General features: G+C 66.1%; 14 protein-coding genes. 9 read left to right on the forward strand and 5 right to left on the reverse strand.

Translation table 11 applies throughout. From position 1 onward, the window contains the following. Positions 1–18 precede the first annotated feature (18 nt). Positions 19–1452 carry a TrkH family potassium uptake protein gene (locus GUV69_RS18835; protein WP_164205194.1) on the reverse strand — a complete coding sequence of 478 codons (1434 nt, stop codon included), beginning with the start codon at positions 1450–1452 and terminating at the stop codon, positions 19–21. 104 nt (positions 1453–1556) lie between these two features. On the opposite strand from GUV69_RS18835, the gene GUV69_RS18840 reads away from it, so the two are divergent. Next, on the forward strand, positions 1557–2768 hold the full coding sequence (locus GUV69_RS18840; RefSeq protein WP_164205195.1) for an acetoin utilization protein AcuC: 1212 nt from the start codon (positions 1557–1559) through the stop codon (positions 2766–2768). A 68-nt stretch (positions 2769–2836) separates the two neighbouring features. Next, on the forward strand, positions 2837–3382 hold the full coding sequence (locus GUV69_RS18845) for an ArsR/SmtB family transcription factor (protein WP_164205196.1): 546 nt from the start codon (positions 2837–2839) through the stop codon (positions 3380–3382). Between the two features lie 83 nt (positions 3383–3465). Here GUV69_RS18845 and GUV69_RS18850 read toward each other — a convergent pair whose 3' ends face one another. Then, positions 3466–4803: an alpha-hydroxy acid oxidase gene (locus GUV69_RS18850; protein ID WP_164205197.1), complete on the reverse strand. Its 1338-nt coding sequence runs from the start codon at positions 4801–4803 to the stop codon at positions 3466–3468. A 105-nt stretch (positions 4804–4908) separates the two neighbouring features. Here GUV69_RS18850 and GUV69_RS18855 point away from each other — a divergent pair, with 105 nt between their 5' ends. After that, positions 4909–5616 (forward strand): FadR/GntR family transcriptional regulator, encoded by a 708-nt coding sequence (locus GUV69_RS18855; RefSeq protein WP_164205198.1) that lies wholly within the window; start codon positions 4909–4911, stop codon positions 5614–5616. A gap of 57 nt (positions 5617–5673) precedes the next feature. Here GUV69_RS18855 and GUV69_RS18860 read toward each other — a convergent pair whose 3' ends face one another. Next, positions 5674–6747, reverse strand: coding sequence for a LacI family DNA-binding transcriptional regulator (locus GUV69_RS18860; protein ID WP_164205199.1), 1074 nt, complete (start codon positions 6745–6747; stop codon positions 5674–5676). A 363-nt stretch (positions 6748–7110) separates the two neighbouring features. Between GUV69_RS18860 and GUV69_RS18865 the strand changes: the two genes are divergently transcribed. The 4 genes from GUV69_RS18865 (at position 7111) to GUV69_RS18880 (ending at position 11651) form a co-directional block, all read left to right on the forward strand. Then, the gene (locus tag GUV69_RS18865) at positions 7111–8595 is read left to right on the forward strand and encodes a Gfo/Idh/MocA family protein (protein WP_164205200.1); all 1485 of its coding nucleotides are present in this window, start codon (positions 7111–7113) and stop codon (positions 8593–8595) included. 67 nt (positions 8596–8662) lie between these two features. Then, positions 8663–9631, forward strand: coding sequence for an NAD-dependent epimerase/dehydratase family protein (locus tag GUV69_RS18870; RefSeq protein WP_164205201.1), 969 nt, complete (start codon positions 8663–8665; stop codon positions 9629–9631). Continuing rightward, positions 9628–10533 (forward strand): 5-dehydro-4-deoxyglucarate dehydratase, encoded by a 906-nt coding sequence (locus tag GUV69_RS18875; protein WP_164205202.1) that lies wholly within the window; start codon positions 9628–9630, stop codon positions 10531–10533. Before GUV69_RS18870 ends, GUV69_RS18875 begins: the two co-directional genes overlap by 4 nt. Then, positions 10533–11651 (forward strand): mandelate racemase/muconate lactonizing enzyme family protein, encoded by a 1119-nt coding sequence (locus GUV69_RS18880; RefSeq protein WP_164205204.1) that lies wholly within the window; start codon positions 10533–10535, stop codon positions 11649–11651. Before GUV69_RS18875 ends, GUV69_RS18880 begins: the two co-directional genes overlap by 1 nt. A gap of 287 nt (positions 11652–11938) precedes the next feature. Here GUV69_RS18880 and GUV69_RS18885 read toward each other — a convergent pair whose 3' ends face one another. After that, positions 11939–13090, reverse strand: a complete 1152-nt coding sequence (locus GUV69_RS18885; protein WP_244292784.1) for a M24 family metallopeptidase — start codon at positions 13088–13090, stop codon at positions 11939–11941. A 22-nt stretch (positions 13091–13112) separates the two neighbouring features. Next, entirely contained in the window at positions 13113–15155 is a 2043-nt protein-coding gene (locus GUV69_RS18890; protein ID WP_164205206.1) for a DUF6807 family protein, read from the reverse strand. A gap of 560 nt (positions 15156–15715) precedes the next feature. On the opposite strand from GUV69_RS18890, the gene GUV69_RS18895 reads away from it, so the two are divergent. After that, positions 15716–16660 carry a carbohydrate ABC transporter permease gene (locus tag GUV69_RS18895; protein ID WP_164205208.1) on the forward strand — a complete coding sequence of 315 codons (945 nt, stop codon included), beginning with the start codon at positions 15716–15718 and terminating at the stop codon, positions 16658–16660. Further along, positions 16650–17600: a carbohydrate ABC transporter permease gene (locus GUV69_RS18900; RefSeq protein ID WP_164205210.1), complete on the forward strand. Its 951-nt coding sequence runs from the start codon at positions 16650–16652 to the stop codon at positions 17598–17600. Before GUV69_RS18895 ends, GUV69_RS18900 begins: the two co-directional genes overlap by 11 nt. Positions 17601–17633: the final 33 nt, after the last annotated feature.

Raw genomic sequence — 17633 nt, forward strand, 5'->3', positions numbered from 1 at the left:
TTCGGGGTGCCTGAGGAATTAGCCAATGATGGGCCTCTCTTCCGGGTAGTGGTACAGCTGGCTGCGCTGGCGCAGGGCGAGGCCGGCGGCAAGGGTTACCGTGCCCACGCGGCCCGCGAACATCAGGGCAGTAAGGACGTAAACGCCCGACGGCGGCAGTTCGGCACTGAGGTTGGTGCTCAGCCCCACCGTGGCGAAGGCGGAAATGGTTTCGAAGAGCACCCGGTCCAGCGATGCGCCGCTGATCTGCAGGAGCAGGAACGCCGAGACGGAGACGAGCGTTGCCCCGGCCACGATCACCGAGATGGCCACCCGCATGGCACCCTGGGGGATGGTCCGGCCGTAGACCTTGACGTCCGCGTCGCCGCGGGCCTCAGCAACGATGGCAAGGAACATCACCGCAATGGTGGTGACCTTGATACCGCCCGCTGTGGACGCCGAGCCGCCGCCCGCGAACATCAGCGCGTCCGTCAGCAACATGGTGGTGGACTCCATGTGGTTCTGGTCCACGAGGTTGAAGCCGCCGGACCTGGTCATGACGGAGGCAAACAGCGAATGGGTGATTTTGTCGCCGAGGTCCATGTGGCCGATGGTCCGGATGTTGTCCCACTCCATGAGCCCCCAGAGGAAGGTGCCGGCGAAGAGGAGGATAAAGGACACCTGGATGGTCAGCTTGGTGTGCAGGTTCCATTTCTTCCAGTTGAGGCCGTTCTGCTGCAGGACCATGACCACGGGGAAGCCCAGGCTGCCCAGGAAGACGCCCAGCATCAGCGGGACCAGGATCCACAGATCTGTCTCGTAGGGCACGATTCCGTCTGAATGGGGGGTGAAACCGGCGTTGTTGAAGGACGAGATTGCGTAGAAGATGCCGTGCCACACAGACTGCCAGAACGGCTCGCCCAGCGTCATGAAGCGGGGGATCAGTGCCAGGGCCAGCACACCTTCGATCACCACGGAGGTGGTGATGACGATCCGCAGGAGTGTACCCACCTCGCCCAGGCGGCCGGCGTTGTTCATGGCTTCCTGTGCAATGAGCTTGCCGCGGACGCCAAGCCTCTTGCTCACCATCAGGGCTAGCAGGGAGGCGAGCGTCAGGGTCCCCAAGCCGCCCACGAAGATGCCAATAAGGATGACCAGTTGGCCGAAGAATGACCAGTGCACCGCCGTCGAAACCACCGTCAGGCCGGTGACACACACAGCCGATACCGCGGTAAACATTGCCTGGTGCAGCGGGGTGGCCGTACCGGTCGCGGATGAGACGGGCAGCGACAGGATGAATGTGAACACCAGGCAGACCGCTGCGAACACCGTCAGGGCCAGCCGGGCGGGCGAGGTGTTGGCAATGTCGTCAACGAAGTCGCGCAGCCGCGCGAACATCCACAGGCCTTCGCGTTCCGGTGCGGCAGGGTGCCAGGGGGCCGGGTTTCGGGGCCTCGACTGGCGATCCGTCATAGGTGGCTTTTCCTTGGTAGAAACTGTTTCCTTCAGTAGTAAACCACTAATGCATGCGTAATGGCCGGGCCGGGCCGGCGGCGACCTCCGGTAGCCTGTCAGTGATGACATTCCTGCCAGGCCTCAGTCAGCCCGCGCCACCAACGATGGTTGTGTGGAATTCCGCCATGACCGCCTACGATTTTGGTCCGGTCCATCCCATGGCCCCGGCCCGCCTGGACCTGACGGCGCGACTGGCCCGGAGCCTGGGACTGTTCGACCTGGAGCACGTTTCCGTTGCCGCCCCTGAGGTCGCTTCAGACGCCGAACTGGAGACCGTCCATTCGCCCGGGTTTGTGGCCGCGGTCCGCCGCGTGAGCGCGGATCCGCTGTCGCCCGATGAAGCCCGGGGCCTGGGCACGGACGATGATCCCGCCTTCGCCGGCATGCACGAGGCTGCCGCGAGGTTGGCGGGCGGATCGCTGATGGCCGCGTCCGCCATCCTTGACGGCTCGGCCCTCCACGCCGTCAACTTCGGCGGCGGCCTGCACCACGCCGCCCGGGAGCGCGCCAGCGGCTTCTGCATCTACAACGACTCCGCACTGGCAATCCAGAGGCTGCTCGACGGCGGCATCCGCCGGGTGGTGTACATCGACGTCGACGCGCACCACGGGGACGGAACGGAAAGCATCTTCTGGGATGACCCCCGCGTGCTCACCATCTCGCTGCATGAAAGCGGACTCACACTGTTCCCGGGGACCGGCTTCGCCAACGAGACCGGCGGTCCGCAGGCCGAGGGAAGCGCCGCCAATGTGGCGCTTCCGTCGGGCACGGGCGACGCCGGCTGGCTGCGCGCGTTCCACGCCGTGGTGCCGCAACTGGTGGGTGCGTTCCAGCCCGAAGTCATTGTCAGCCAGCACGGCTGCGACTCGCACCGCCGCGACCCTCTGGCCCACCTGAACATCAGCGTGGACGGCCAGCGTGAGGCCGCAACCTCCGTCGGGAATCTTGCCGCGCGGCACTGCGAGGGCCGCTGGATTGCCACGGGCGGTGGCGGGTACAGCGTCACCGACGTCGTTCCGCGGTCCTGGAGCCATCTGATAGCCATAGCCGCCGGACGTCCCGTGCCGTTGCGGGCTGAGGTGCCAGAGGATTGGCGCGCCTATGTGCTGGCGAAGTTTGGCCGCGATGCCCCGGACATGATGGGGGATGACGTGGAGCTTTGGTGGCGGTCCTGGGAGGTCGGGTTCGACCCCAACGACGCCGTTGACCGGTCCGTCATGGCCACACGTAAAGCCGTCTTCCCCTTCCACGGCCTGGATCCCTGGTTCGACTAATTCCCCTGCACGTTCGGCCGGCGAAATAGTTGATGCCCTGCGGCGTATATGTCGCTAGGGTGGGAGGCATGGTGACAGACGACGTATTTGCCGTCATTGCGGAAGCAACCCGGCGCGACATCCTGGTATCCCTTCGCGCAGGGGACAAGGCAGTGGGGGAATTGGTGGAGGAACTTTCCGCCAGCCAGCCCACCATTTCCAAGCACCTGAAAGTCCTGCGCGAGGCGCAGCTGGTCAGCATGCGCGCACAGGGCCAGAAGCGTTATTACGCGCTCAACCCCAAGCCGCTGGAAGGCGTCATCAGCTGGCTGGAAACGTTCGACGTCGGCCGGACAGCCAGCGCCGCAGCGTCACCTGAGGCTCCTGCCGCGGAAGCCGGGAGTGAACCCGCCGCGGCACCTCACCTGCCGGATGACGCAGCCGTGGCAGCCGTCCTGGCACGCGAAGACGCAGAGCTGAGCCCCGCCGTCGTAATCCCCGGCGGTACCACCACCCCGCTCAGCGACGACACCGTGCCGCAGCAGATCGGCCGGACCGTGGGCCGCGCCGCCACCAAGGCGGCGGACCTGCTGGCCAACCTCCCGAACCTCCCCAAGTTCGGCCGCAAGAAATAACCACTTAACCCAAAGTAGGTAGCAGCACATGTCGTTCTGGGGCCCCAAAACGACATGTGCTGCTACCTAGTTGAGCGGGCGCCTTACTTGTTGAGAACGCGGACGTGGTCGGGGGTGAGCTCGGAGATTGAGCTGACACCGAGCAGGGCCATGGTGCGGGACATGTCCTTTTCCAGGATCTGGATGGCACGGTCCACGCCCGCCCGGCCGCCGGCCATCAGGCCGTAGAGGTACGCCCGGCCGATCAGGGTGAAGTCGGCACCGAGGGCCAGCGCGGCCACGATGTCCGCGCCGCTCATGATGCCGGTGTCCAGGATGATGGCGGCCTCGGAGTTGTCCGCCTTCAGGGCAGCGGAAACCTCCGGCAGCAGATGGAACGGGATGGGTGCGCGGTCCAGTTGGCGGCCGCCGTGGTTGGAGAGCACGATGCCGTCGGCGCCGTGGTCCACCACTTTCCGGGCATCCTCCACGGTCTGGATGCCCTTGACTACCAGGTTGCCCTTCCAGGTTTCGCGCAGCCAGTCCAGGTCCTCGAAGGTCAGCGTGGGGTCGAACATGGAGTTGATGAGGTCAGCCACGGTGCCGGTGTAGCGCGAGAGCGAGGCGAAGGTCAGCGGCTCGTGCGTGAGGAAGTTGAACCACCAGGCCGGGCGGTAGGACGCGTCCAGCACGGTTTTGACGGTCAGTGCCGGCGGGATGGTCATGCCGTTGCGGACGTCGCGGAGGCGGGCGCCTGCGACGGCGGTGTCCACCGTGACCATCAGGGTGTCGTTGCCTGCCTTGGCGGCGCGCTCGATCAGTTCGAGGGACCGCTCGCGGTCCGTCCACAGGTAGAGCTGGAACCAGTTGCGGCCGTTGGGGGCGGCGGCGGCCACGTCCTCGATGGAGGCGGTGCCCATGGTGGAAAGGGTATAGGGGATGCCGGCGGCTTCGGCAGCCTGCGAGCCGGCGTATTCGCCCTCGGACTGCATCATCCGGGTGAAGCCGGTGGGGGCGATGCCCACGGGCAGCCGGGAGGGCTTGCCCAGGATGTCGGTGGTCAGGTCGATCTCCGAGACGTTCCGCAGGATACCGGGCCGGAATTCGATGTCCAGGAACGCCTGGCGCGCGCGGCGCAGGGTGATTTCTTCCTCGGCCGCACCATCGGTGTAGTCGAACGGGGCCTGCGGCGTGCGGCGCTTGGCCATGTCGCGCAGTTCCCAGATGGTGCTTGCGCGCTTGAGTTTCGCGGTGCGGCTGAACTCGGGCTTTTTGAACTGCATGAGCGGGGCGAGGTCCGAGTACTTGGGGACCCGGCGCTTGAGTGCCGCAGGCACAACCGACGACGGCGTGGCGCGCGGGACGGTGTCGGTGGCTGGAATGTCCGTTGCATCCGGAGCCGGGGTGGTCTCGGGATTGTTCGGCTGGATGGTGTGGGTCATGGCTTCCTCCATTGGCGGGCCGGACGTGCCGGACCCTGCGGGTTGCGCTGTGGTCTAACCACACTGTAAGCCATGTGGTCCGACCACATCAACTACTATGGCGATATGCGTACGCACCAACTTGTCCTGACGTGGATCGAAAAGCAGCTCTCCGACGGGGAACTGAGCGTGGGCGGACGGCTGCCTGCCGAGCGGACCCTTGCTGAGAAGCTGGGCGTCTCGCGGACCTCGGTGCGGGAGGCCATCCGGATCCTGGAGGCCATGGGTGTGGTCCGGGCCGGGGTCGGTTCCGGTCCGGAAGCCGGCACCGTGGTCATCGCGGATCCGACGGCGGCGCTTGGCTCGGCGCTGCGGCTCCACGTTGCCACGCAGCACCTGCCCGTCGCGGACATTGTGGAGACGCGCGTCTTGCTGGAATCCTGGGCAGCCGCCCGGGCCAGGGCTGACGCACCCCAGCTGGAACAGGCGGCGACGCTCCTGGACGAAATGGACGCCGTCGGACACGGCAGCCGGGAGGCGGATGCCTTCCTCGCGCTGGATGTCCGGTTTCATCTTTGTCTGGCCGACGCTGCCGGCAACGCCGTGGTCAGTGCCATGATGGGGTCCCTGCGCGAGTCCATCCAAGGCTATGCCGCCACGCTGACCGCGAATCTCCCGGACTGGGACGCCACGGCGCAGCGCCTCCAGGCTGAGCACCGGGGCATTCTAACCGCCATCCGGAACGGCGACGGCGGCCTCGCGGCCAAGCTCGTCGCTGACCACATCGAGGGCTACTACCGGGAAGCCGGGGTCAGGCACGCGCCGAAGTCTTGACCCGGCATCGGGACGGCAGTCGGCAGCCGCGTTGGCGGAACACGCTCCCGCAGAGTGTCATCTCGCGGGAGCAGGATCCTTGGCTGGTTTCGCGGGGGCGGGGGTTTCCTGGGCAGCGTTCACCGGCGCGGGGCCGCTGCTGGCCCGGATTTCGAGGCGCGGCTGGTAGCGGCTGCCGGGAATCTCGAGGCCTTCTTCGCGGATCAGCGATCGCATCTGGTACCAGGCCTGGGCGCCCAGATCGGCGATGGGAACCGCGGCGGTCGTCAGGGTGGGCGTGGTGTAGCGGGCGAAGGGGATGTCGTCGAAGCCGGTGACGGAGATGTCGGCGGGAACGTTGACTCCGCGTTCGTGCAGTCCGCTCATGAGGCCCATGGCCACGAGATCGTTGAACGCCAGGATGCCAGTGGCGCCGCTGGCCAGGACCGCGTCCACGGCGTCATGGCCGGTGTCGAAGTCCGAGCCGCCGTCGAGCATGGTGACGCTTACGTGCGGGTGGCTGGCCTTGAAGGCTGCCAGCCCTTCGAGCCGGAGCCCGTTGGAGGCGCTGCCTGCCGGGCCGGCGAGGAATGCGAGGCGCGTGTGGCCGAGCCCCACCAGATGTTCCGCGAGGGCCTGGACGCCCTGCCCGTAGTCCACCACGAGGCTAGGAATTCCTGGCGCCGCCGTGGTGCGGTTGATCAGGACCAGCGGGTGCAGGGACGGTGAGATTTCCTCGAGCTCGGCGTCGCTCATGCGCGGGGCGCACAGCACCAGGCCGTCGCAGCGCCGGCGCGCCTCGCCGGCCAGGATGGCTTCCTCGCTGGAGACTTCGAAGGAATCGGCAATGAGGACCCGGTAGCCGTCCTGCGCCGCGGCCCGGCTCAGGCCTCGCAGGATTGCCTGGAACGTGGGGTTGGCCAGGTCCGGCACCACTATGCCGATGGTGTCCGTCTTGCCCAGTGCGAGGCTGCGTCCCACGGGGTTGGGCTGGTATTTGAGTTCGACGGCGGCCGCTCGGACGCGCGCCGCGATGTCCGGGTCCACCGTGAAGTTGCCGTTCATGACGCGCGAAACCGTGGCATGCGAAACCCCGGCCTTGAGGGCGACATCCGCAATGCCGATCCTGCCTGTTGCCGATCTCCTGACCATGTCCTGCCTTTCGTGTCGCGGTGTATCTTCAGCCCCGGCGGGCGCTCGCCTGTGAGTCCCGGCCCTGAGCCGTTGTTCCAAAGTCACTGTTGTGAGAAGCATATATCGCTCTCAGAAACCGATTTCCACCCGAAGCTGCGTTTCCGGGTGATGCACACGACGCGTTTCCGGGGCCAGTCGTAGAAAACGCTTTCTCCTAGAAAGAATAAGGGTTGACGGGACTGCGCGTCTATTGATAGAAATCATGTAGCGAACTGAGAAAACGCTTTCTCACCGAAAACTACGGCGACTGCAGAACACGCAGTCCCCAGAGCCACGAACGGCCATGCCCGGCCGCGTATTGAGCTTTCGAAAGGGACCCCCATGGTCAACACCGCCGAACCGAGCACCGCCGCCGATTCCAGTCCCGTCCCGTTGCCCGGCGCAGCAGCCAGCGCACGCACCGGCAGCGCAGCCGGAACAGCCCTGGAAGCCGGTGCGCGCACCAAAGCCCGCCTCGCACTGATCGGCACGGGCGGCCGCTCCGAGATGTACATCCGCGCCGTTTACGGGAAGCACGCCGACACCGCGGAGCTCATTGCCTTCTCGGACCTCAACCCCGGCCGCGTGGAGTACTACCAGAAACTCATCCAGGAACTGGGGGCGCCCGCTCCCGTGGCTACCTTCGATCCCGCGGACCTCACAGCGTTCATCCAGGCGAACAGCATCGACCGCGTCGTGGTGACCACGCCGGACTACACCCACGCGGACTACATCGTGGAGGCACTCGAGGCGGGTGCCGACGTCGTGGTCGAAAAGCCGCTGACCATCGACGCTGACGGCTGCCGCCGCATCACCAAAGCGGTGGCAGAGACCGGCCGCAACGTGGTGGTCACCTTCAACTACAGGTATTCGCCGCGCAACAGCGCACTCAAGGAGATTATCCAGAGCGGCGTGATCGGCAAGGTTACATCCATCGACTTCAGCTGGGTCCTGGACACCGTCCACGGCGCAGACTACTTCCGCCGCTGGCACCGTGAAAAGAAGAACTCCGGCGGCCTGCTGATCCACAAGGCATCGCACCACTTCGACCTGGTCAACTGGTGGATTGACGATGTTCCCGAGCGGGTCTTCGCCTCCGGCGGGCTGCAGTTCTATGGCGACAGGAATGCCGCCGAGCGCGGACTTGGTCCCCGTCCGGAACGCGGAACGCCCGACGCCGGAAGCCCGGGTGCGCGGGACAGCTCAGCCGAAAAGGACCCCTTCGCGCTGGACCTCCGTGACGATGAGCGGCTCAAGGCACTTTTCCTGGACAACGAACACTATGACGGGTACCGCCGCGACCAGGACGTCTTCACCGGCGGCATCACCATCGAGGACAACCTTGCCCTCGTGGTCGAATACCAGGGCGGACCGCGGCTGAGCTACTCCCTGAATGCCCACAGCCCGTGGGAAGGCTACCGCGTGGCCGTCAACGGAACCGAAGGCCGGGCTGAACTGGAGGTGGTGGAACGCGCCGCGGTGGTCAGCAGCACCGATAAGAAGCTGGTGGTGGACCCGAGCGCCACACCCATCGAGGAGGAGGACGCCGTCCGCCGCATCGGCGAACGCCTGGTGGTCCAGCGCCACTGGGAAGCAGCCTATGAGGTGCCCATCGTCAACGGCGAGGGCGGCCACGGCGGCGGCGACGCGCTGCTCCTCTCGGACCTGTTCAACGGTCCCGGCGAGGACCCGCTGGGCCGCCCGTCCGGCTACCTCGACGGACTCCGTTCTGTCTCCGTGGGCATTGCCGGCAACCGCTCCCTGGAATCATCCCTCCCGGTCCGCATCGAGGACCTTGACCTCGGCGCCGACCTCCGCCGCGCCTAGCCCCCGCTCTGACTCGCTGACCGCCGTGGGCCTGACCCGCGCAATCCTGACCTACTAAGGAACCACCATGAGCAAAATCTTTGTCACCGGCGGCTCCGGCCGCCTCGGCCGCAGCGTAGTGGCCGGCCTCACCGAAGCGGGCCATCAGGTCATCTCGGTGGACCGCGACTCGATCCCGGCCGACCAGCTGCCCGCCGGCGTCATACAGGAGACCGGCGACCTGCTGGCGCCGGGGGAGGCGCTGCGCCTCCTCCGGAAGACCGCGCCCGACGCCGTCATCCACCTTGCCGCAATCGCCGTGCCGTTCAGCGCGCCCGAGGACGTCATTTTCGCCACGAACACGCGTCTCGCCTATGCCGTGATCAGTGCGGCCACGGAACTGGGGATCGGCAAGATCGTCACGGCCAGCAGCCCCACAGTGCTGGGCTATGGATCGCCGGCCGGCTGGTTGCCGGACAGCTTCCCGCTGGATGAGTGCACCGCGCCCAAACCGTGGAACGCCTACGCCCTGTCCAAGCTCATCGCCGAGCAGACCGTGCAGATGTTCGCCGCAGCACAGGGTACGAAGATCCGGTACGCCGCTTTCCGCCCCTGCTACGTCATCTCGCCCGAGGAATGGGACGGCGCCCCCACCCAGCAGGGCCATACCCTTGCCGAACGCCTTGCCGACCCGGCCCTGTCCGCGCCCGCGCTGTTCAACTATGTGGACGCCCGTGACGTCGCAGATTTCCTGGACATCCTCCTGCAGAAGATGGATTCCATCCCCAACGGCGAAACCTTCTTTGTCGGTGCCGCTGACGCCCTGGCCACCGCACCGCTGGCGGAGCTGATGCCCCGCTTCCTGCCGGGAAGCGAAGCGCTCGCCGACGGACTGACCGGCACCAGCCCCGCTTTCGCCATCACCAAGGCCCGTGAGCTGCTGGGCTGGGAGCCCAAACGCAGCTGGCGGACCGAACTCAAAACAAACACCCACCTCAATGACGAGACGTCCGCTTCACTGGTCACAGCCGGAGCCGGGTCCAAGGAGACACCATGAAATTCGACGGCGTCCTGTTCTTCCCTGTCACCCCGTTCACGCCCGAAGGCGCCGTGGATGTTGACCTTCTCAAGGAGCACATCAGCTCCCGGCTTCCGTACGGCCCGGGCGGTGTGTTCCCCGCCTGCGGCACCGGAGAATTCCACGCCCTCAGCATCGATGAGGTGCGCACCGTGGTAACGGCTGCCGTCGAGGTTGTGGCAGGGAAGGTGCCGGTGGTTGCCGGCGCCGGCGGGCCGCTGGGCCATGCACTTGCTGCCGCCCGGGTGGCGGAGGAGGCCGGCGCCGACGCACTCCTGGTCCTGCCGCCGTACCTGGTCACCGGCCCCACCGATGGCCTGGTGGCCTACATCGAAGCAGTGGCGGACGCCAGCAGCCTCCCGGTGATCGTGTACCACCGCGGAAACGCCAGGTTCACGGCCGCCTCCGTCGCCAGGCTGGCGGCCAACCCCAAAGTGGCGGGCTTCAAGGACGGGCTCGGCGACGTGGGCCTCGCCCAGGAAATTGTGTCCGCCGTGCGCGCCACGGGACGCGAGGACTTCGCGTTCTTCAACGGCCTGCTGACCGCCGAACTGACGCAGGGTGCCTACCGCGGCCTGGGCATCCCGCTCTATTCGTCAGCTGCGTTCGCCATGGCTCCGGAGATCGCCAAGGCGTACTACGACGCCTACGTGGCCGGTGACGAGGACCGCCGCAACGCGCTGCTGGAGGGGTTCTACGCTCCGCTGGTGCGGCTCCGCGACCAGACTCCAGGCTTCGGCGTCTCCCTGATCAAGGCCGGGCTTCGCCTGGGCGGGCTGCCTGTGGGCCCCGTCCGTCCGCCGCTGGTTGACCCCACTGAAGACCAGCTGGTCCAGCTGAAGTCCATCCTGTCCAGGGGCTACGAGCTGGCTGGCCGCTGATGAGTGCGCCCGCAATGGCTTCCGTCCGGACTGCCCCGGTGATTACGGGGCTGTCCACCCGGCTCCTGACCGTCCCCCTGCGCCGCAGCTGGGGAGCGGACGCGCCGGAAAACCATGTGATCGTTACGGAAATCCAGACGGACGACGGCGGCGCGGGGCACGGTTTTTCGTGGACGCCCACCATTGGGCCGCGAGCCGTCAAGGCCCTCCTCGACTACGACATCGCACCTTTTGTGACGGGGCTTCCCGCACATCCGGAGACGGTGTGGGACGCGCTGTGGAAGCGGCTGCATGAGGCAGGCGGCGGGGGAGTGACCACCATCGCGATGGCCGGCGTCGACCTCGCCCTCTGGGACCTCCAGGCCCGCGGGGCTGCCACCTCGGTCACGGGTCTGCTGGGCCAGCGGCAGGAGTCCGCCGAGGTGTACGGCTCCGGCGTGAACCTGCACTACACGCTTGAGGAACTGGTGGCACAGACCGAACGCTGGGTGGCCGCCGGGCACCGTGCCGTCAAGATCAAAGTGGGCAAGCCGGACATCCGCGAGGATGCCGAGCGCGTTGCGGCCGTCCGTTCCGTGCTCGGCCCGGACCGGAAGCTGATGATCGACGCCAACCAGCGCTGGGACCTGCCCGCCACCTTCAAGGCATTGGACGTGCTGGCGGAGTACGGGCTGGAATGGCTCGAAGAACCCCTCCGCGCGGACGACCTCTGGGCGTACCGCAGGCTGCGGAAGCACTCAACCGTTCCCATTGCCCTCGGCGAAAACCTGCACACCATCTACCGCTTCCGCGATTTCATCGAGGCGGAGGCGGTGGACATCATCCAGCCCAACATCATCCGGGTAGGCGGCATCACACCGTTCCGGCGGATCGTGGAGCTGGCCCGGACCAACAGCATCCGGGTCATGCCGCACCTGCTGCCCGAACTGTCCGGGCAGCTCGCCCTCACACTGGCCGAAGCCACCCTGGTGGAGGACGTGGAGGACGCGTCCTTCGAGCAGTTGGGCATCCTGGCGGGACCGTCACCGGTCCGCTTCAGCAACAGCCAGGTGGCGCTGACGGACCAGCCGGGGCTGGGTTTCCGCTTCCGCGACTCCCCGCAACCCTCTCTCACTTAGTGTGCATTAAATCCAAACGATCTCTCACTTATGTGGCTTTAGGCCAAACGCTCTCGCAGTCGATGCCACTTCACCGAATAACGCTCCCGCAGTCACAGACTGCGGGAGCGTTATTTGCGTTCGGGTTTTGTTCGTGTTCGCTTCCTGATGAAGACAGGCCACGCGTTCCGAGGTCCAGGAAGTGAGAGAGGATCGCCGGAAAACCCACATCAAGTGAGAGAGCGTCGCCGGAAAACCCACGTTAAGTGAGAGAGCGTTCCGGGGTGGGGGCGGGTGGGGGCAGGGGGCTACAGCTGCAGGGTGACCGGCCGCCGCAGGCCGTTGACCGTCGTAGTCGGCCAGCGGTCATCCACGGTCAGGACTTTGAGGCCCGACTCCATGAGCTGCACGGTGTCCTCGATCTTCACTCCCGGTCCCGAGGGGTTCCACGTAAACGGCTGGCCCATGACCACGGTGTCGGTGACCGCGGCGGTGACGCGCGGGTCCCGCCCCGCATATCCGGCCGGGCCGCCCTGGTGGTGCTGCTCCCACTGATCTGCGCCGAAACCGTGCCGGACGTATGCTGCCTGAATCTCGCCGAAAATCGCATCCAGCCGGGCGCCGGGAACGGTCGCATCGAAGATATCCGCCTCCACCGCCGCGATGCGGGCCTCGGCGTCGAGCTCGTCAGGCGTGCCGGCGTCGAACCTTACCCAGCGGGTGATGTTGGCAACCAGGCCGTCCCGGCGGGCGCACATCACGGCCATGGCACGGCGGCCCAAAGGCGAGTGTGTAGCCAGCGGGTGGCGGAACTCGCTGCGGGAGCTGCCATTGCACAGCAGCACCAGCGGCTCAGCACCTGCCGCCACCACACGGCCGGCCAGCGCGGACACCAGCTCGAATTCCGTGGTGTCCGGCCGTGCGTCGGACAGGACATCGGTCATGATGCCCGCGAGTTCCGCACAGAGGTGGGCGTAGCGTGCGCTCTCGCCCGGCAGCAGTTGCTGACGGGCTGCCCGCAGCTCGGTTGCCACCGCGGTTTCGGCGAGCGGGGCTCCAGTGCCCGAAGAACGCCCGACGGCGGCAGCAGCCTCGTGCAGATTCCCGTACCAGGGCACCGCGTGGAGTGAGACTCCGGCAGGAAGCTCCTCGGCGGCTATCCGGCCGGCCTCGTTGTTGAACGTCACGAGGTGGTCGCCGTCACGGTCCACGAGCAGCGCGGCGATGGGATCGCCGGCCAGGCTGATGTGCACGCGGCTGCCGTCGAGATACCAGGTCAGTGCCGTGTGTGTTGTCAGCAGCAGCGAGTCCTGCCCCTTGGCATCCAGGATGTCCAGGACCCTGCGCCGCTTGATGGCACGGTCCCCGGCCGAGGCGGGTGCCGTGCGGCGGAACTGGTCCGCGGGGTCTGCGTCTGCATTCAGCCGGGACGGCGGGATGGCGACGGTGGTCTGGCTCATGATGTGGTCCCCTGTGGTCTGGTCAAAGTTTTGATATCAGGGTCTCGATGTCTTCGGTGCCCAAGAACCCGTCGGCGATACACACGGTGACGCTCCGGCGGACCGGTGTGCCGGGCTCGGCAATGACCGGCGCATCCCAAGCGAGCGACTGCCCCACGCCCGGGTAACCGTCCACGCGCACAAACCACGGGTCATGGGAGCCCCCAGCGGCGACGAACACCAAAGTGGCGGCGCTGCCGGCAAAAGCGCCGGACCAGGCAAGCCACGGCGTCACGGTCCCGTGCACGGCTGACTCGCCGGTCAAGGTATTCCCGGCTGTATCTGGAGCCCACACGGTGGCCCCTGCACATTCCGGCAGTCGCCAGAAAAATCCGCCGTAACCGCCTTGGGCGCGGCCGTTGGAGCCCGGGCTGCCCAGGCTGACGGGATGGCGGCCGGCGGGGGAGAGCGCGAAGTCCAGCGTGAGCCGCCAAACGGAAGGCCCGACGGCGGCCCACGTCCAGGTGCGCTGTTCTGTCAGGATGGGAGCGCCGTCGGGACCGTTCCACGACAGTTTCTCCGCCAGGGAACCATCCCGCTCGAGCGGTTCACCCAACCGGACGATGCTGCCGTGATCCGGGCGCCAGACGTATTCGCCCGCCGCGCGGGTATAAGTGCGGCCGCCCCAGAAGTTGACGCCGTCCACATCCTGCAGAGCCACGCCGACACCGAGATGCCACACGTGGTCGAGCGGCTGGTGATCCGTGACGACGGTTCCGGCCAGCGTGCGGACGGGATGAAGGTAGGGCCGCGGAGAGGAAACGGAGCGGATGCGGCTGCCGTCCTGGTAGGCGGCCACAGGATGACCGTCCAGGACGAAGCTTCGGGACGCCGGAAGGCTGCGTGCCCACGGAACGCCCAGTTCCGCGAAGGTGGCCTGTGCCTTGGCCGCGCGGTCCATCACCTCGGGAAGATTGTGGACGACAGGGTGCGCGTCGTCACCGTCGCCCTCCCAGGTGACATGATCGGCGCCGATTTCCTGGGGCTCCGGGGACGTCCGGATGGCTTCGAGTACCGACGTGAACGCGCCGGTATCCGCCAGGGAACACAGCAGCGGAGTCCCGGTCTGCCGCGCGGCGAGCAGGTTCTCCAGCAGATCGGTCCGGCCGAAGGTTTCACGGCGCTCGCCGCCGCTGGTGGTGGTGACCACCTCGTCTTCGGTGTAGAAAAACGTGATGTCGCCCAGCGTGCCGTGGACCGTCACCGAGGGATTCTGCTGTTCCGGGGCGCAGAGCGTGAGGGCGCACAGCAGTGTCCGGCCGGCGGTGGTGCGGACGCGGATTACCGAAGTGTCATCGCTCTGGGTGGTGTGGGCACGGTAGAGGTCGGTCTCCACGGAAGCCACATCTGCGGTGGTGTGCGCGCCTGCCATGTGGAGTCCGGTGGCTACCGCATGTGCCAGCGCGTTGGTGGCCACGCCGTCCACCACATCGGTGCCGTCCAGGCTGCGTTTGCCGGCCCAGCGCGAACGCGTGAAGTACCCCCTGGTCCGCACCCACCTGCCCTGGGCGCTCAGCCCCAGGACGTCGCCAACCTCGCCAGAGTCGATGGCACTGCGGATCGCGGGGAGGGCGTGCGATCCCAGGCTCTGGAACCCCACTTGGACCAGCTGTCCCGACGCATCCGCCGCGGCCAGCAGGTCCTGGAACTGTCCCATGGACGCCACCGGGGGCTTTTCCACGTAAATGTCGGACCCGGCCGAGAGCGCGGCCAGCGCAAGCGGTGCGTGCGTCTGGATAGGCGTGGCAAGAATGACCACATCAGGGGCGGGGCCGGCGGCCAGAAGCTGATCCAGTGTGTTGAAAACCGCCACAGAACCGGGGAGAGTGCCGTCCTGCGGGGGGTGGGGATCGGCCACTGCCACGAGCTCGACGACGCCGGCCGCCTGAAGCCTGGTCAGGTTGGCCCGGTGCCGCTCGCCAAAGCCGTGCACGCCTACCAGGGCGACGCGCGGAGGCGCCGTGGGGGCGGTAGCCCCGGGCACGACGGTGTGGCGGGCGGCCTGCTTGGCCGATTGCTGAATCATCAGGATCCTTGGGGCTAGTGGTGAACGGGGCTGGGAGGAGGTGACGTCGTCGTACGTTTACTCCCGGTGTCATTCCCATTACAGACTTCTGGCGCAGAAACGTCACTGTTAGAGGCAGACAAAGCCGGTGGCTGAGTCAGCGAACCCGTTTCGGAAAACGCTTTCTCAAAAATTAGCAAAAGCCTGTACAGCAGTCAAGAAACCGTTTACTTTGGTAGGGAACCGCTTTCCCGCAGACCGCGGGACGGTGGCAGGATCCGGGCCGGCGCCTCTTAGCCGGATGCGGACAGAATCCGCCATCGGAAGCGGTATGGCAACGGATCGCATGGGTTGATGACCCGGTTGCGGTCATCCGATCTGCGGGTCCACCCGGACTGCGCACTCAACCGAACCGGCGGATTCACGCTGCCAGGAGCGATCAACACCACGTGGAGGGCCACGATGACCAAAGGAGACCATATGGCCGCTAACCAGAAACCCGGGGCTCTGCGCCCGGCGGGACCGTGCCCGGAAGGCGTGCTGGCCACAGCAGCCCGGCGGGGCGACAGTAAGGCGCCGGCATGAGCGCCATCAGCGAACTCTCAACGCTCAAGCGCCGCAAGGGTCCGATGACCGCCGAGGAGAAGAAAGCCAACGGCCGGGACAACAAGGCCGCGTACATCTTCCTCCTGCCATGGCTGGTTGGCCTGGTGGCCATCACTATCGGCCCGATGCTGATGTCGCTGTACCTGTCCTTTACGGACTACAACCTCCTGCAGTCGCCGGAATGGACCGGCCTGGATAACTTCATCCGGATGTTCACCGATGCCCGGCTGCACAATTCGCTGGGCGTCACATTCACCTACGTCTTTGTTGGTGTGCCGCTGCAGCTCGCTGTAGCCCTGCTGATTGCGCTGGTGCTGGACAAGGGCCTGCGCGGCCTGCCGTTCTACCGTTCGGTCTTCTACCTGCCGTCCCTGCTGGGCGGTTCGGTGGCAGTTGCCATTCTGTGGAAGCAGATCTTCGGCACTACCGGCCTGGTCAATCAGGCGCTCGCCCTTGTTGGTATCCAGGGCCCGGGTTGGATCTCCGACCCGAGCACGGCGTTGGGCTCCATTGTCCTGCTGCACGTGTGGACCTTCGGCGCCCCCATGATCATCTTCCTGGCCGGCCTACGGCAGATCCCGGTGATGTACTACGAGGCCGCCAAGGTTGACGGCGCCACCACGCTTCAGCAGTTCTGGAAGATCACGCTGCCGATGCTCAGCCCCATCATCTTCTTCAACCTTGTGCTGCAGATCATCGGATCGTTCCAGTCCTTCACCCAGGCGTTCATCGTCTCGGGCGGCAACGGCGGGCCGTCGGACTCCACGATGTTCTTCACGCTGTACCTGTACCAGAAAGGCTTCGGCCAGTTCGACATGGGCTATGCCTCGGCCATGGCCTGGTTCCTGTTGGTCATCATCGGTGTATTCACCGCCATCAACTTCATCGCTGCAAAGTATTGGGTTTTCTATGACGACTAAACTTGAGACGCTGCCCGCCCCGGATAAGAACAACGCCGGCGCCGGTACGCCAACGAACCACCGCAAGCCCAGGAAGGCCCGCGAATCCCGCGGAACCCTCGCGTTCAGCCGCTCGGCCCGCACCAAGGCGCTAATCAAGCACGCCATCCTGATCCTGGCCGGCGGACTGATGATCTACCCGCTGCTGTGGATGGTGGTCTCCTCGCTGCGGCCCAACGACCTGATTTTCAAGGATCCCGGACTCTGGCTGAGCACTCTGGAAATGAGCAACTACACGGACGGCTGGTCCGCGCTGACGCATCCGTTCGGGCATTACATGCTCAACTCGGCCATCGTGGTGATCGGCTCCATCCTGGGCAACCTCATATCGTGCTCGATGGCCGCCTACGCGTTTGCCCGGCTGCAGTTCACCGGCAAGAAGCTGTTCTTCGGCATCATGCTGCTGACCATCATGCTGCCGTTCCACGTGGTGATTGTGCCGCAGTACATTCTGTTTTCGCAGATCGGCTGGGTGAACACGTTCTGGCCGCTCATCGTGCCCAAGCTCCTGGCAACTGACGCATTCTTTGTCTTCCTGATGGTCCAGTTCATCCGCGGCATCCCGAAGGACCTCGATGAGGCTGCGCGGATCGACGGCGCCGGCCACCCGCGAATCTTCCTGCGGGTGATCCTGCCGCTGATGGTGCCGGCGCTGGCAACCACCACCATCTTCACCTTCATCTGGACCTGGAACGATTTCTTCGGCGCCCTCATCTACCTGACCGATCCGGACATGTTCACAGTCCCCGTAGCTCTTCGCGCCTTTGTGGATGCGCAGTCCGCCACCAGCTGGGGATCGCTGTTCGCGATGTCCATCGTCTCGCTGCTGCCGGTGTTCCTCGTGTTCCTCTTTGGCCAGCGGTTCCTGATCAAGGGCATCGCCACCACGGGCATCAAATAACCTCTTGTAATACAAGTCACACACTTGTAGCAT

It is taken from the genome of [Micrococcus luteus] ATCC 49442 (assembly GCF_010367585.1).
Classification (GTDB): domain Bacteria; phylum Actinomycetota; class Actinomycetes; order Actinomycetales; family Micrococcaceae; genus Arthrobacter; species Arthrobacter luteus_A.

Excerpts from the sequence above, each read along its gene's own strand:
- GUV69_RS18835 (WP_164205194.1), bottom strand. The coding sequence starts at position 1,452 with ATGACGGATCGCCAGTCGAGGCCCCGAAACCCGGCCCCCTGGCACCCT.
- GUV69_RS18840 (WP_164205195.1), top strand. The coding sequence starts at position 1,557 with ATGACATTCCTGCCAGGCCTCAGTCAGCCCGCGCCACCAACGATGGTT.
- GUV69_RS18845 (WP_164205196.1), top strand. The coding sequence starts at position 2,837 with ATGGTGACAGACGACGTATTTGCCGTCATTGCGGAAGCAACCCGGCGC.
- GUV69_RS18850 (WP_164205197.1), bottom strand. The coding sequence starts at position 4,803 with ATGACCCACACCATCCAGCCGAACAATCCCGAGACCACCCCGGCTCCG.
- GUV69_RS18855 (WP_164205198.1), top strand. The coding sequence starts at position 4,909 with ATGCGTACGCACCAACTTGTCCTGACGTGGATCGAAAAGCAGCTCTCC.
- GUV69_RS18860 (WP_164205199.1), bottom strand. The coding sequence starts at position 6,747 with ATGGTCAGGAGATCGGCAACAGGCAGGATCGGCATTGCGGATGTCGCC.
- GUV69_RS18865 (WP_164205200.1), top strand. The coding sequence starts at position 7,111 with ATGGTCAACACCGCCGAACCGAGCACCGCCGCCGATTCCAGTCCCGTC.
- GUV69_RS18870 (WP_164205201.1), top strand. The coding sequence starts at position 8,663 with ATGAGCAAAATCTTTGTCACCGGCGGCTCCGGCCGCCTCGGCCGCAGC.
- GUV69_RS18875 (WP_164205202.1), top strand. The coding sequence starts at position 9,628 with ATGAAATTCGACGGCGTCCTGTTCTTCCCTGTCACCCCGTTCACGCCC.
- GUV69_RS18880 (WP_164205204.1), top strand. The coding sequence starts at position 10,533 with ATGAGTGCGCCCGCAATGGCTTCCGTCCGGACTGCCCCGGTGATTACG.
- GUV69_RS18885 (WP_244292784.1), bottom strand. The coding sequence starts at position 13,090 with ATGAGCCAGACCACCGTCGCCATCCCGCCGTCCCGGCTGAATGCAGAC.
- GUV69_RS18890 (WP_164205206.1), bottom strand. The coding sequence starts at position 15,155 with ATGATTCAGCAATCGGCCAAGCAGGCCGCCCGCCACACCGTCGTGCCC.
- GUV69_RS18895 (WP_164205208.1), top strand. The coding sequence starts at position 15,716 with ATGAGCGCCATCAGCGAACTCTCAACGCTCAAGCGCCGCAAGGGTCCG.
- GUV69_RS18900 (WP_164205210.1), top strand. The coding sequence starts at position 16,650 with ATGACGACTAAACTTGAGACGCTGCCCGCCCCGGATAAGAACAACGCC.